Below are 13,142 nucleotides of genomic sequence, written 5' to 3'. Positions count from 1 at the left end.
AACTTCGCCGTCTCGTATGGCCGATCGTAGGTACTAACGCGAATATTTTTCGGCCAGCTCGACGAGCGTCCGCGCGCCGAAGCCCGTGGCGCCCGCGACGACCTCCTCGTAGACCTTCTCCGAACGCGCGGGGCCCGCGATGTCGAGGTGCGCCCACGGCACGTCGCCCGCGAACTTCTGCAGGAACAGCGCCGCCGTGATGCCGCCGGGGCCGGGCGGGCACTGCCGGTAGTCCGCGATCTCGCTGGTGACGGCCTCGACGTGCTCCTCCAGCAGCGGCATCCGCCACCACTTCTCACCGACACCGGCACCCGCCTCGATGACGGCCGCGGCGATCTCGGCGGACGGCGTTAACACCGCGCCCGTGCGCAGGCCGAGCGACACCTTCATCGCGCCGGTCAGCGTCGCCACGTCCACGAGCAGGTCCGGCTCGAGGTTGCGCACCGCGTACGCCATCGCGTCGGCCAGCACCATGCGACCCTCGGCGTCGGTGTTCTGCACCTCGGTGGTCGCGCCGCCGTAGTGCCGCACGACGTCGCCCGGCCGGTAGGACGAGCCGGAGATGTGGTTCTCCGCACACGCCACGAGCCCCGTGATCCTGATCGGCAGCTGCCTGCGGGCCACGGCCATCAGCGCGGAGATCACCGCGCCGCCGCCCGCCATGTCGGTGCGCATCAGGTGCATGCCGTCGGCGGGCTTCACCGAGATGCCGCCGGTGTCGAACGTGATGCCCTTGCCGACGAACACCAGGTGCGGACCGGTCGTGCCGTACGTCAGCTCCAGCAACCGCGGCGGCCGGGCGCTTCCGCCACCGACCGCCAGGACGCCGCCGAAGCCCTGCTGCTGCAGCCACTTCTCGTCCCGCACGGTCGCGGACAGGCCGTCGATCCTCTCCGCGATCTTGGCGGCGGTGGTCGCGAGCCAGCGCGGGTCCTTGACGTTGGACGGGGTGTTGGCGAGGTCACGGGCCAGCGAGGTGGCGGTGGCGAGCACGTGGGCCTTCAACGCGGCCGAGGTCAGCACCTCTTCGAACCCGGTGTCACCCGTCACCAGTCGCAACGAGCCGACCCGCTTCGGGGCCTGTTCACCGGTCACCTTGAAGCGGTAGCCGCCGAGCGCGGCACCCAGCACGAACGCGCGCATCTTCTCGGCGTCGAAGTCCGGGGTCAGCAGCACATCGGCGGTCTTGGGGGCGTCCTCGCCGCTCAACGCGCGCACCAGGGCCGCACCGGCCGTGCGGTAGTCGCTGTGGGTGCCGGTGCCGACACCGAGCGTCCAGGTCTCGTCGTGGCGGACGGTCTCACCGGCCTTGCCCGTGAGGTCGGAGACGTCGATGCCGTCGCCACCCGGCCCGAGCACCGGTCCGGTGGACGCGAGCACGACCGCCGGAACGTCGCGGCGCGAGGTGGTGGCCACCTCGACGTCCACGAGCTTGGTCGGCACTGACGGAACCGTCGACCCCACGACTGACCCTCCCCTGACGCATTTACGACCGTTCAGTCTTCACCACGGTCGAACGAAGCGATGCCCCGGCCTCCACTGTGGAACACAGCGGAAACCGGGGCTCGGTGCTTCTCGTGCTCCTCGCCGGGTGCCTCAGCCGGCGGCGGCCTTCAGCGCGTCGCCCAAGGCGCTGGCCTCGTCCGCCGACATCTCGACGACAAGGCGCCCACCACCCTCGAGCGGCACGCGCATGACGATGCCGCGTCCCTCCTTGGTGACCTCGAGGGGACCGTCGCCGGTCCGGGGCTTCATGGCCGCCATCGCGTGCTCCCTCCGTCAACATCTTCCCCGTCCGGCCAGGCCGGATCTGCTCCATTCTCCCCTATCGCGACTCAGGGGCGAAACCGAACCGATCTTTTGGCGAGTTCGGGTGACATTTGTTGATCTTGTTTTCATCCTGATCAGTACCCGTTTTCACGACAAGACAACACTTTCGGCGGTGGCGGACTCGGCGTGGAAGACTGTGCCGGGTGCGAGCCCGTTCCGCGCTCTTCGACGTCTACGGCGGCCACCTGCGCGAACGCGGTGGCGCCGCCACCATCGCCGCCCTCGTCCGGCTGCTGGAGCCCCTGGGATTCGCCGCACCGGCCGTGCGCACCGCTGTTTCCCGGACGGTGCGGCAGGGCTGGCTGCAGCCGACCAGGCTGCCCGACGGCCCGGGTTACGCGATGACACCTCGCGGGGAACGGAGGCTCGACGAGGCCGCGGCCCGCATCTACCGCACCCGGCCGTCCACCTGGGACGGTCGCTGGCACGTGGTGGTGCTGGAGGAGATGCCCGGCCGCGACTCGCGCGACCACCTGGCCTCGGAGCTGCAGCTGCTCGGCTACGGCGCGCTCGGCCCTGTGACGTGGATCGCGCCGCGGCCGTCGCCGGAGCTGGCCGACGTGCTGGCCGCGGAAGAGGTGTCCGCACGAACTTTTCACGGTTCACACGACGGTCCGGACGTCGAGCTGGCCGCGAAGGCCTGGGACCTGGCCGAACTGGGACGCGACTACGCCGCCTTCGTCGCGCACTGGCGGCCGCAGGTGTCCGTTGTGGACGAAACCGACGACTCTGCGGCGTTCGCCGCGTCACAGCAGCTGCTGCACGCGTGGCGGAAGTTCCTGTTCCGCGATCCCGGTCTTCCTGCTGAACTGTTGCCACCGGACTGGCCGGGGCACGCGGCAGCGTCGTTCTTCGACGAACAGACACTGCGGCTGGCACCGGGCACGAGTCGGTTCGTCGACGAGTGCCTGCGGCCCGTTCGCAACGTTTCCACTGCTTGATGGAGGTTCAGTGTCCGAGCTCCTCGTCGACGACGCCGATGGTGTGCGCACGTTCACGTTCAACCGCCCCGAGTCGTTCAACGCCTTCACCATCGCGCTGAAGGAGTCGTTCCTCGCGGCGCTGAAGGACGCGGCGGCCGACGAGTCGGTGCGCGCGGTGGTGATCACGGGTGCGGGCCGGGCGTTCTGCGCGGGCCAGGACCTCAAGGAGCACATCGGGTTGCTGCAGGCCGGTGATCCCGCGCCGCTGCAGACCGTGGAGAAGCACTACAACCCCATCGTGCGCGAGCTGATCGGCATGCCGAAGCCGGTGATCGCCGCGGTCAACGGCAGCGCGGCCGGTGCGGGCGCGTCCTTCGCCTACGCCTCGGACCTGCGCATCGCGGGCAGGTCGGCGAAGTTCCTGATGGCGTTCGCGAACGTCGGTCTCACCGCGGACTCCGGCGCGTCGTGGACGTTGCCGCGGCTGATCGGGCACGGCCGCGCGATGGAGATGATGCTGCTCGCGCAGCCGGTCGGCGCCGAGGAGGCGTTGCGGATCGGCATGGTCAACCAGGTCGTGCCGGACGAGGAGCTGCAGGAGACCGCGCACCTGCTGGCCGCCAAGCTCGCCAAGGGCCCGACGACCGCGTACGCGAAGATCAAGGAAGCGCTGGCCGCGGCCGCCGACGGCACGCTGGAAGACGCGCTGGAAGCCGAACGCCGCACCCAGGCCGACTGCGGCGCCACGGAGGACCACCGCGAGGCGGTCGACGCCTTCGTCAACAAGCGCGCCCCGAAGTTCACCGGCCGCTAACCCGGCCCGCTTCGAGCTTGATGAACGGCGCTTTTGTCCACCTCAAGTGGACAAAAGCGCCGTTCATCGTTTTACCGAGGCGCGGAAGCAGGTTGCGATGTGGTCGTCGACCATGCCGGTGGCCTGCATGAGCGCGTAGCACGTGGTGGGGCCGAGGAACTTGAAGCCGCGGCGCTTCAGCTCCTTGGCCATCGCCTTGGACTCCGCGGTGATCGCCGGCACGTCCGCGATCGTCGCGGGCCGCACGTGGTCGGCGGGTGCGAACGACCACAGCAGCTCGTCGAGGTCGATGCCCTCGGAGACGATCACGCGCGCGTTGTGGATCGCCGCGTCGATCTTCATCCGGTTGCGGACGATGCCCGCGTCGGCCATCAGCCTTTCCACGTCGGCGGGCCCGAACTGCGCGACCAGCTCGGGATCGAAGTCGCAGAAGGCCGCGCGGAACGCGGGACGCTTGCGCAGGATCGTGATCCACGACAGTCCGGACTGGAACGCCTCCAACGACATCCGCTCGTACAGGGCCTCGGTGCCGTGCAGCTCCACGCCCCACTCGGTGTCGTGGTAGTCGACGTAGTCCGGCGTGGAGTCACCCCACGGGCAACGGACGATCACCGGTACTCCTCCGCGAACCGGGCGAACCGCTGCAGCGATCGGCGCAGCATCAGCACGAAGAGCGGCTTCACCACCGGGAAGAAGAACGGCACGTCGAGGCGTTCCGTCCACACGAAACGACTGCCGCGCACGGCGAACACACCGGTGCCGCGCACAACGCGCCCGAGGTGGAGAACCTCGACGGCGTGCGGCGGGTCCCAGCGCGTGATCCGCATGCGGTCCGAGACGCCGAACGTGACCGCGTCGATCTCGCTGCCGACCGACTGCCCGTCTCCGGCCACGACCGACACGCGGGTGCCGAACACCCACTCGGACTGGCGTTCCCAGTCGGTCATCGCGCGGAAGATCGTGTCGGGCGGAGCGGCCACCTGGACCATCAGCTCAAGCTCGGTCACTGCTCTCCAGTTCCTCCACGCGCGCCCGCAGCGTCTCGACCTCGGTCGCGAGCCGCTGCAACGCCCAGTCGACCTCACTCATCTTGTAGCCGCGGAACACCTGCTGGAACTTCAGCTCGCGGACGTCCTCCGCGGTGATGTCGTCCGACGGCAGCCGCGTCGGCGAGGCGCCGGGCGGCAACGGGGCGAGCTCCTCGCCGCGCCCGAACACCAACGCCGCGAGCAGGAACACCACTGCCGCGACGGCCACCATCACGATCAGGTAGATCAGGGCGTTGGTCACACGACGATCGTGGCACAGCTCAGGCAGCGGCGAGCGAGCAGACCGAGCCGGACGATCACGGCCCACGTCGCGAAGCTCGCGACGCTCATCGGGAACGACTGCACGAGCCGTTGCGGATCCAGGCCCCAGGTCGCGCCGAGGATGGCCACGTTGCCCAGCACCACGACCAGCAGCGACAACAACGCGACCGACGCCGCGAGCCTGGCGAGCAGCTGCGCGTCGAACCGGCGGGCCAGCACGCGGCCCAGGACGAGCGCCACCAGCGCGATGCCCGCGGAAACCCCGCTGGTCATGTCGTTGGCCTTGGCGACCCACATGTACCAGGACGGCACCGGGCCGCCGAAGTCCTGCCACGGCCCGATGAAGTACATCCGGCCCATCTCCCACAACGCGTGCATCACGGGCAGCACCACGGCGAGCAACGCCAGCGTGCGCGCGCCGTACGCGACGGCCAGCTCCGCCTGGTACTCCCCGGCGATCTCGCGGACCGGGCCGAACTCCTCGACGGCCTTGCGCTGCGCGGCCTCCTCGTCGAGACCGCGGTCGAGGTGGGCCTCGACGGCGTCGCTGAGGCTGTCGCGGGTCTCGGTGAGCAGGTCGCGCACCTGCCTGCGGGAACCCTGCAACCGCGACCCGAGGTCCGTCACGTAGTCGTCGATCAGGCCTGTGCCCACTTGCCGTCACCTCCCAGCACGCCGTCGATGACCGACGTGAACTCGCGCCACGCGCTGCGCTCGGCGCGCAGCGCCCGTTGACCGGCCGAGGTCAGCTTGTACGTGCGGCGCTTGCGCCCGCCGACCGTGCTCCAGTCGCTGACCACGTGCCCGGCGCGCTCCAGCCGTCGCAACGCCGGGTAGACCGTGCCGGTCGGCAGGTCGAGCGCGCCGCCGCTGCCCAGCTGCAACGCCTCGATGATCGCGTATCCGTGCAGCTCCCGGCCGTCGAGCGTGGCCAGCAGCAACGCGTCCAGGTGGCCACGCAGCGCATCGGGCTTCATGAGTAGTCACTCTACTCATGCCGGCGCATCGGGGGAGCCCTGAGATCTCCCCCATATCTCGTCGAAACGGTCGATGAGTAGCTGGGCTACATATAGCCTCCCTACTCATGAACGCCTCCGACCTCGCCCGCGTCCAGTTCGCGACGACGACCTCGTTCCACTTCCTGTTCGTGCTGCTCACGCTCGGGCTGGTGACCCTGCTCGCGATCATGCAGACCCGGTTCACGCTGACCAGAGCACCGGTGCACGAGCGGATGACCAGGTTCTGGGGCCGGATCTACGTGATCAACTACGCGCTGGGGATCGCCACCGGGATCGTGATGGAGTTCCAGTTCGGGCTGAACTGGTCAGGCCTCGCGACCTACGCCGGCGACGTGTTCGGGGCGCCGCTCGCGCTGGAGACGCTGGTCGCGTTCTTCCTGGAGTCCACGTTCCTGGGGCTGTGGATCTTCGGCTGGGGGCGGCTCAACCGCTGGGTGCACCTGGCGTTGCTGTACCTGACCGCATTGACCGCCTACGCGTCCGCGTTCTGGATCATGGCGGCGAACGGGTTCCTGCAGCACCCCGTCGGTTACCGCGTCGACGGGAACGTGTTGCGGCTGGAGGACTTCTCGGCACTGCTGAGCAACCCGACGTTCGGGACCGCGTTGATGCACGTGGTGTTCGCCTCCCTCACGGTCGGCGGGGTGTTCCTGACCGGCGTGTCGGCGTACCACTTCATCAAGCGCACCACCGAGATGGACTTCTTCCGACGGTCGCTGCGAATGGGCGTGATCACGACCGCGCTGGCCACTCCCGCGCTGGTCGGGGCCGGCTTCGCGCAGTTCCCGATCCTCAAGGAGTTCCAGCCCGGCAAGCTCGCGGCCGGACCGGGCCCCGCACTCGGGTTCATGATCATGATCGGGATGACGCTGACGACGGTCAGCTGGCTCACGCTGCCGCTGCTGGTCAAGGATCTGGTCATCCGGATGCGCTTTCCGTTGTACCTCATGGTGATCGGGATTCCACTGCCCTTCGTCGCGGCGATCCTCGGGTGGGTGTTCCGCGAGGTCGGCCGGCAGCCGTGGCTGGTCTACGGGCTGCTGCGCACCGACGAGGCGGTGTCGCATGTGGACTCGTCGCAGATCCTGTTGTCGCTGGTCGTTTTCTCGTCCCTGTTCGTGCTGCTGGCGTGCGTCGACTGGGCGTTGATCGCACGTGCGGTCCGCCGCGGCCCTGACGTCACGCCCGCGCCTGTTTCGCCACTGGTGGTGACGCTGTGATGGAAATGCTCTGGCTGGTCGTGCTCGGTGTGCTCGTCGTCGGCTACTTCGCGTTGGCGGGCTTCGACTACGGCACGGGGTTGCTGCTGCCGTTCCGGCGCCGCGACGAGACGCTGGGCCGGATGACACCGTTCTTCCTGGGCAACGAGGTGTGGCTGGTGGCCGCGATCGGGGTGCTGTTCGCGGCGTTCCCGCGGCTGGAGGGCGAGCTGCTGTCCGGGGCGCATTCGGTGTTCACGCTGGTGCTGGCCGGGTTGGTGCTGTTCATGGCGGCCGTGCAGCTGCGGTTGTGGTCGTGGCTGGTGTTCACGGGAGCGCTGACGGTCTCCGTCGGCTGGGGCCTGTTCCTGGCGCACCTGCTCAACGCGCCGTGGCCGGTCGCGCTGGTGATGCCGGTGCTGTTCGCCTCGCACGGCTGGGTGTTCCAGACCCGGCGGTGGACGCTGTTCCCGTTGACCGGACTGCTCTGCGCACTGCCGATCCCGCTCGCGTTCAGCTCGATCGACGTCAACGGGCTGATGGCGCACGCGAACACGCTCGGCCTGCTCGCGTGGGTCGCGATCCCGATCATCCCGCTGGTGGTGTTGGTGCAGTGGTCGATCGTCGCCATCTCCTCGCGCTGATCCCGGTCCCGTTCCTGGTGCTCGCCCAGGCCGAACTGCTGGCGTCGGTGCTGAGCGGCGGATCCGGTTTTCTCCTGCTGTGCCTGGTGGTCGGCCTGCGGGTGCTGGTGTGGTGGGTGCACCGGGCGACGGCGCATCGTGCCGCCGAACGAACCCGAGCACGACTGCGCGAGGCCTTCCTGCGCAATCCGGGAACCAGGGCGGGCGAGGTCGCGACGCTGGTGACCCGCGGCGTGCACGACGTGACGCCGTACGTCGTCGGGTATCTGCCGCAACAGGTTCTGGCCGTGGTCGTCCCCGTCGCGGTGGTCATCAGGCTGGCGTTCGCCGACCTGACGGCAGCGCTGACGATCCTGCTGACGCTGCCGTTGGTCCCGATCTTCGGTGCCCTGGTCGGCGCGCACACCCGTGAGCGGACGGCTCGCCAGTGGGACGCGCTCGCCACGCTCGGCGGGCACTTCCTGGACGTGGTCAAGGGCATCGGCACGCTGCGGGCGTTCGGGCGGGCACAGGCGCAGTCCACGACGGTCCGCAAGCTCGCCGCGCAGCACGTGGCCGAGACGATGTCGGCGCTGCGGGTGGCGTTCCTGTCGGCGTTCGTGCTCGAACTGGTGGCCACGATGTCGGTCGCGACGGTCGCGGTGCCGGTCGGGCTGAGGCTGCTGACCGGCGGAGTGCCGCTGCACACGGCGTTGCTCGTGCTTTTCCTCGCACCGGAAGCGTTTCTGCCGTTGCGTGCGGCCGGGGCGCAGTACCACGCGAGCGCTCAGGGCCGTGAGGTGCTCGCGAAGGTGCCGCCGCACACCAGCGCCACCGGTGTCGAGCCGCCGGACCTCGCCCACGCCGACATCGTGTTCGAGGACGTGACCGTGCGCAGCCTCAGGAACTTCTCGCTGCACATCGAACCGGGCGAGCGCATCGCGCTGGTCGGGCCGAGCGGTGCGGGCAAGAGCACGGTGCTGGGATTGCTGCTGGGGTTCGTGCGACCGGACGCCGGCCGGGTGCTGGTCGGTGGCGTCGACCTGCGCGAGATCGACCGCACGGCCTGGCTGGAGGCGCTGGCGTGGGTGCCGCAACGACCGACGCTCGTGCCCGCGAACCTGTCGTCCGGTGAGCAGCAACGGGTCGCGCTGGCCAGGGCGCTGGACCGGCGCCACGCCGGGTTGTTCCTGCTGGACGAACCGACCGCGCACCTCGACGCGGAGACGGAAGCGCTGGTGCTCCAGGCGGCGCGCGACTTCACGAAGGGCCGGACCGCGGTGATCGTGGCGCACCGGCCGACGCTGCTGAACGAGGTGAACAGGGTGGTCCAGGTATGAGACTCGCCATCTTCGTCGGCGTCCTCGCCGAACTGGCCGGCGCCGGCCTCACCGCGACGGCGACCTGGTTGATCATGCGGGCCGCCGAGCACCCGCCGATGCAGGCCCTGACCGTGGCGATCGTCGCGGTCCGCACGCTCGCGCTGGCCAAGGGCGCGCTGCGCTACCTCGAACGCCTGACCAGCCACAAAGCCGTGCTCAGCGAGGCCGTCGAGCTGCGCGGCCGGGTCTACGACGACCTGGCCGGCCGCAGGCACGTCCCGTCCGGCACGGCGCTGACCCGCATCGTCACCAACGTCGACCAGCACCTCGACACCAAGCTGCGCGCCACCTTGCCGTGGATCACCGCGGCCGTGGTGAGCGCAGTGGCGGCGGTCTTCTCACTCCCGCTCGCGATCGGGTTGCTGATCAACGTCGCACTGCTCCCGTGGCTCGCCATCCGCAAACCGGAAGACCTCACACCGTTGCGCGCCAAGCTGACCGAACAAACCACGGAACTGGTGCACAGCAAAGAAGAACTGATCGCCTATGGCCTGTTCGACGAAAAGCTCTCCGCAGCGACCGAGACCGCGAAGGCGTTGTCCCGCAAGGAACGCACCCGCGACCTGACCCCGCTCGCGATCGCCGTCCAGTTCGGCACGGCACTGCTCATGCTCACCCAGCACGAACCGGCCTGGCTGATCACGGCCGCGATCGCGACCTTCGAGATCACCGTCCCGCTCGCCGCCCTCACCAGGCCGGCCCCTGAACCGACCGGCGAACCCGAACCGGCCCATGTGCCGAAACCTCCAGTGCTACAAGGCAAAACAGCGATCGTCGGCCCCAGCGGCATCGGCAAGACCACCCTGCTCAACGCCATCGCTCACCGGTTGGAACCGAGCAAGGGCGCACTCGCCGACGCACACGTCTTCCACACCACGGTCCGCACGAACGTCCTGCTGGCCAAACCCGATGCCACCCAGGAGGAACTCGACCGGGCGGCCGAGATCACCGAGCTGGACCTCGACTGGGACCGGGTCGTCGGCGAACGCGGCGGGGAGATCTCCGGCGGTCAACGTCAGCGCCTGATCCTCACCAGGTCAGTGCTGGCCAACCCGGAGGTCCTGCTGCTGGACGAGCCGACGGAAGGACTCGACCCCGAGCAGGCCGACCGCGTGTTGCAGAAGGTCCTGGACAACTGCCAGGGCACCGCACTGGTCGTCACCCACCGCGAAGAGCAGCTAGCGCTCTTCGACCACGTGCACCATCGGGGGCCGGTCCGCGACGAGCACGTCGGTCGAGTCGGGTAGCCACTCGCCGTCGACCTGCACGAACTGCGTCAGCGGTCCGGAGTCGAAATCGACCTGACAGCGAGCCAGGGCCGTGCCCATGATCTGCGACGACATCACGCCGAGCTGCAGCAACGACCGGTTGCGGTGCTTGCGCACGCCCAGGTTCACCTGAGCCAGCGCGGACAGCCCGTAGATCCGGTGCGCGTCCAGCAGCAACCCGATCTCCACTCCGTACCCGGCCGCGAACGGCACCGACTCCAAAAAGGACCGGGTGGCCGCGTACTCGCCGCCGAGCGGTTGCACCACACCGGAGAGCTCCGGCCGCAGCGTGTTCAGCAGCGGTCGCGCCACCAGTTCGGTGACCCGCCCGCCACCGGAGCTCTCCAACCGCAACGGCCGCCGGTAGAAGCCCTTGACCAGGTGCACGTCCGGAACGTCGAGCAGCGGCCCGAGCAACGCCGTGACGAACGCGGTCTCCGGCTCCACCAGGTCGGAGTCGAGGAACACGATCAGGTCACCGGAGGTCGCGGCGAGCGACCGCCACAGCACCTCGCCCTTGCCGGGCAACGGTTCCAGCCACGGCACGACGTCCTCGCGCCGCACCACCCGCGCCCCGGCGGCCGAGGCGACGTCGGCGGTGCGGTCGGTGGACCCGGAGTCCATCACCACCAGCTCGTCGACGAGCGTGCCGAGCAACGGCCGGACGACACCGACGACGTCGCCGACGGTCTCCTCCTCGTTCAACGCGGGCAGCACGACGGAAACGGTCCGGCCGCGCTTCGACGCCACCAGTTCGCCGACCGTCCACGTGGGCTGCTGCCAGGTGTGCGTGGCGAACCAGGCTTCGACGGAGGGCAGCATCAGGCGAGCGCCCGCACGGCTCGGGCCGGCGGACGGGTTCCCGTCACGCTCGCGACCATCTCCACGACCTTCCTCGCCTGCCGCACGTCGGACGCACGAATGGCGCGCACTCCGGACATCGCGGCCACTGTCGCAGTCGCCAGGGTGAAATCCTCATCCCCTGGGGGAATCGTCACCACGTCCAACGTTTCGGTGAGCGACGACAATTCCAGCTCACCGTCGAATTCCACGACATCCGCGCCGTCAGCAATGGTCTGGCCCAGAGCGTCCGCGCTGGTCAGATGCGCAACGACCAGCACGCGATCTTTCGGCAGCTCAGTGACGCGGAATCGGTTCATGCCACTCAGCGTAAAACAGTGAGCTGGCTCACACGTCTTGCTACCGACGAGTAGCCCTCTGCTTTACTCCTCAGTAACAACCCTGTGTGATCTACGTCATGGTCAAGGAGGACCAGCGTGCGACGATCACTTGTTCTGGTACTGGTACTCCTCACATCCCTGCTCGGTGCTCCGGCCGCCGTCGCGGCGCCCGGACACCGGATCTCCTACGAGTCGATCTCCGGCGTCGGCGGCACCACCCTGAAGGCCTTCGTCGTCGAACCGACCGGACAGGGCGACGGCCCCTTCCCGTTGCTCGTCATGCCGTCCAGCTGGGCGGTGCCGAACATCGAGTACGTCGGCGCGGCGGCCAAGCTCGCCAAGGAATCCGGTTACGTCGTGGTCAGCTACACCAGCCGCGGCTTCTGGGACTCCGGCGGCGAGATCGACATGGCCGGTCCGGACACCGTCGGTGACGTCAGCAAAGTCATCGACTGGGCCATCGCCAACGCCCACGCCGACGGCACCGAGGTCGGCGCCGCCGGGATCTCCTACGGCGCCGGGCAGTCGTTGCTGGCGGCGGCCAACGACAGGCGGATCAAGGCCGTGGCCGCGCTGAGCACGTGGACCGACCTGGCCCGCTCGCTCTACCCGAACAGCACCGTGAACAAGCAGGCCGTCGACGTGCTGCTCGCCGCGGGACACGTCACCGGACGTCCCGGTCCCGTGCTCGACGAGGCCGAGGACGCCTACCACGACGGCAGGTTCTCCGAAGTCCTGCCGATCTCCGCGGGCCGCTCGGCCGCCTCGAAGATCGCGCAGATCAACACCAACGGCACCGCGGTGCTGCTCGGCAACGCCTGGAACGACGGCGTCTTCGCGCCGGGCCAGGTCGCGGACTTCTACGCGAAGCTGACCGGTCCCAAGCGGCTCATGCTCTCGCCGGGTGACCACGCCACCGCCGAGCTCTTCGGCGCGGCCGGGCTGCCCAACGAGATCTGGGAGTCGGTCGGCCGCTGGTTCGACCGCTACGTCAAGGGCACGGCCAACGGCATCGACACCGAACAACCGGTGCAGCTCAAGCCCAACAACGGCGGCACGTGGCGGACGTTCGGCGCGTGGCCGTCCAGCGCGGGCGACACGATGCAGCTCGACGGCAAGAAGATCCACGCCGGTTGGAACACCGTGGCCGACAGCGGCACGATCCTGCTCTCCGGCGCACTGCAAGGGTTCCTGAACATCCCGACCGGGGTCTCGCTGCCGTTCGTCGACCGCAATCTCGCGGGCGTGTGGAACGGACCGCAGTACCCGAACGGCGCAACGCTCGCGGGCACGCCGAAGCTCCGGCTGACCGTGACGCCGAGCGCGGAGATCACCACGTTGTTCGCCTACCTGTACGAGGTCGGGCCGCTCGGCCTGGGCTCGCTGATCACGCACGAACCGATGAAGGTGACGGGTGCGGGCCGCACGCAGACGCTCGACGTGGAACTGGAGCCGACCGTGTGGAACATCGGTGCCGGTGACCGGATCGCACTGGTGATCGACACGGTCGACCCGCGCTATGTCACGGAATCGACACGCGGCTCCACCGTCACGTTCGGACCGTCGAGCTTGACGGTGCCGAAGGCGTAAGAA

Annotated in this window: 16 protein-coding genes; 7 read left to right on the top strand and 9 right to left on the bottom strand. The window is 69.0% G+C overall.

Translation table 11 applies throughout. The features are described 5' to 3' along the window. Window positions 1-33: 33 nt before the first annotated feature. Window positions 34-1,443 (bottom strand): leucyl aminopeptidase family protein, encoded by a 1,410-nt coding sequence (locus ABZV40_RS25085; protein ID WP_355446055.1) that lies wholly within the window; start codon window positions 1,441-1,443, stop codon window positions 34-36. A gap of 153 nt (window positions 1,444-1,596) precedes the next feature. After that, entirely contained in the window at window positions 1,597-1,764 is a 168-nt protein-coding gene (locus tag ABZV40_RS25080; RefSeq protein ID WP_065914675.1) for a DUF3117 domain-containing protein, read from the bottom strand. Between the two features lie 209 nt (window positions 1,765-1,973). On the opposite strand from ABZV40_RS25080, the gene ABZV40_RS25075 reads away from it, so the two are divergent. Both ABZV40_RS25075 and ABZV40_RS25070 read left to right on the top strand, forming a co-directional pair. Beyond that, on the top strand, window positions 1,974-2,771 hold the full coding sequence (locus tag ABZV40_RS25075) for a PaaX family transcriptional regulator C-terminal domain-containing protein (protein ID WP_355446052.1): 798 nt from the start codon (window positions 1,974-1,976) through the stop codon (window positions 2,769-2,771). A gap of 10 nt (window positions 2,772-2,781) precedes the next feature. Then, the gene (locus tag ABZV40_RS25070; RefSeq protein WP_355446049.1) at window positions 2,782-3,567 is read left to right on the top strand and encodes an enoyl-CoA hydratase-related protein; all 786 of its coding nucleotides are present in this window, start codon (window positions 2,782-2,784) and stop codon (window positions 3,565-3,567) included. A gap of 63 nt (window positions 3,568-3,630) precedes the next feature. On the opposite strand, the gene ABZV40_RS25065 is transcribed toward ABZV40_RS25070, so the two are convergent. From ABZV40_RS25065 to ABZV40_RS25045, 5 genes are read right to left on the bottom strand one after another with little or no spacing between them, the layout of a single operon-like run. Then, complete coding sequence (locus tag ABZV40_RS25065) at window positions 3,631-4,176, bottom strand: DNA-3-methyladenine glycosylase I (protein WP_355446167.1); 546 nt, start codon at window positions 4,174-4,176, stop codon at window positions 3,631-3,633. Next, a complete protein-coding gene (locus tag ABZV40_RS25060) occupies window positions 4,176-4,574 on the bottom strand; it encodes an SRPBCC family protein (RefSeq protein WP_355446046.1) in 399 nt (132 codons plus the stop codon). Before ABZV40_RS25060 ends, ABZV40_RS25065 begins: the two co-directional genes overlap by 1 nt. Continuing rightward, on the bottom strand, window positions 4,561-4,857 hold the full coding sequence (locus ABZV40_RS25055) for a DivIVA domain-containing protein (RefSeq protein ID WP_355446043.1): 297 nt from the start codon (window positions 4,855-4,857) through the stop codon (window positions 4,561-4,563). Before ABZV40_RS25055 ends, ABZV40_RS25060 begins: the two co-directional genes overlap by 14 nt. After that, window positions 4,854-5,531, bottom strand: a complete 678-nt coding sequence (locus ABZV40_RS25050) for a permease prefix domain 1-containing protein (protein WP_355446040.1) — start codon at window positions 5,529-5,531, stop codon at window positions 4,854-4,856. The genes ABZV40_RS25055 and ABZV40_RS25050 overlap by 4 nt, the downstream gene beginning before the upstream one ends. Continuing rightward, a complete protein-coding gene (locus ABZV40_RS25045; protein ID WP_355446037.1) occupies window positions 5,516-5,854 on the bottom strand; it encodes a helix-turn-helix transcriptional regulator in 339 nt (112 codons plus the stop codon). Before ABZV40_RS25045 ends, ABZV40_RS25050 begins: the two co-directional genes overlap by 16 nt. Before the next feature lie 107 nt (window positions 5,855-5,961). Between ABZV40_RS25045 and ABZV40_RS25040 the strand changes: the two genes are divergently transcribed. From ABZV40_RS25040 to ABZV40_RS25025, 4 genes are read left to right on the top strand one after another with little or no spacing between them, the layout of a single operon-like run. Continuing rightward, window positions 5,962-7,116 carry a cytochrome ubiquinol oxidase subunit I gene (locus ABZV40_RS25040; protein ID WP_355446034.1) on the top strand — a complete coding sequence of 385 codons (1,155 nt, stop codon included), beginning with the start codon at window positions 5,962-5,964 and terminating at the stop codon, window positions 7,114-7,116. After that, window positions 7,116-7,739 carry a cytochrome d ubiquinol oxidase subunit II gene (locus ABZV40_RS25035; RefSeq protein ID WP_355446031.1) on the top strand — a complete coding sequence of 208 codons (624 nt, stop codon included), beginning with the start codon at window positions 7,116-7,118 and terminating at the stop codon, window positions 7,737-7,739. The genes ABZV40_RS25040 and ABZV40_RS25035 overlap by 1 nt, the downstream gene beginning before the upstream one ends. Further along, window positions 7,709-9,058 (top strand): ATP-binding cassette domain-containing protein, encoded by a 1,350-nt coding sequence (locus ABZV40_RS25030; protein WP_355446029.1) that lies wholly within the window; start codon window positions 7,709-7,711, stop codon window positions 9,056-9,058. The genes ABZV40_RS25035 and ABZV40_RS25030 overlap by 31 nt, the downstream gene beginning before the upstream one ends. Continuing rightward, entirely contained in the window at window positions 9,055-10,347 is a 1,293-nt protein-coding gene (locus ABZV40_RS25025) for an ATP-binding cassette domain-containing protein (RefSeq protein ID WP_355446026.1), read from the top strand. Before ABZV40_RS25030 ends, ABZV40_RS25025 begins: the two co-directional genes overlap by 4 nt. Here the strand turns inward: ABZV40_RS25025 and ABZV40_RS25020 are convergent. Both ABZV40_RS25020 and ABZV40_RS25015 read right to left on the bottom strand, forming a co-directional pair. Further along, complete coding sequence (locus ABZV40_RS25020; protein ID WP_355446023.1) at window positions 10,279-11,190, bottom strand: glucosyl-3-phosphoglycerate synthase; 912 nt, start codon at window positions 11,188-11,190, stop codon at window positions 10,279-10,281. The two genes, ABZV40_RS25025 and ABZV40_RS25020, sit on opposite strands and share 69 nt — an antisense overlap. After that, window positions 11,190-11,528, bottom strand: a complete 339-nt coding sequence (locus ABZV40_RS25015; RefSeq protein ID WP_355446021.1) for a hypothetical protein — start codon at window positions 11,526-11,528, stop codon at window positions 11,190-11,192. The genes ABZV40_RS25020 and ABZV40_RS25015 overlap by 1 nt, the downstream gene beginning before the upstream one ends. Window positions 11,529-11,645: 117 nt before the next feature. On the opposite strand from ABZV40_RS25015, the gene ABZV40_RS25010 reads away from it, so the two are divergent. After that, entirely contained in the window at window positions 11,646-13,139 is a 1,494-nt protein-coding gene (locus ABZV40_RS25010; protein WP_355446019.1) for a CocE/NonD family hydrolase, read from the top strand. Window positions 13,140-13,142 lie beyond the last annotated feature (3 nt).

Origin of the sequence: Lentzea sp. NPDC004782 (assembly GCF_040609115.1) — a bacterium.
In the GTDB taxonomy this organism is placed as follows: domain Bacteria; phylum Actinomycetota; class Actinomycetes; order Mycobacteriales; family Pseudonocardiaceae; genus Lentzea.
This window is presented reverse-complemented; position numbering and strand designations above follow the sequence as displayed.

Excerpts from the sequence above, each read along its gene's own strand:
- ABZV40_RS25080 (WP_065914675.1), bottom strand. The coding sequence starts at position 1,764 with ATGGCGGCCATGAAGCCCCGGACCGGCGACGGTCCCCTCGAGGTCACC.
- ABZV40_RS25045 (WP_355446037.1), bottom strand. The coding sequence starts at position 5,854 with ATGAAGCCCGATGCGCTGCGTGGCCACCTGGACGCGTTGCTGCTGGCC.
- ABZV40_RS25040 (WP_355446034.1), top strand. The coding sequence starts at position 5,962 with ATGAACGCCTCCGACCTCGCCCGCGTCCAGTTCGCGACGACGACCTCG.
- ABZV40_RS25035 (WP_355446031.1), top strand. The coding sequence starts at position 7,116 with ATGGAAATGCTCTGGCTGGTCGTGCTCGGTGTGCTCGTCGTCGGCTAC.
- ABZV40_RS25025 (WP_355446026.1), top strand. The coding sequence starts at position 9,055 with ATGAGACTCGCCATCTTCGTCGGCGTCCTCGCCGAACTGGCCGGCGCC.
- ABZV40_RS25020 (WP_355446023.1), bottom strand. The coding sequence starts at position 11,190 with ATGCTGCCCTCCGTCGAAGCCTGGTTCGCCACGCACACCTGGCAGCAG.
- ABZV40_RS25015 (WP_355446021.1), bottom strand. The coding sequence starts at position 11,528 with ATGAACCGATTCCGCGTCACTGAGCTGCCGAAAGATCGCGTGCTGGTC.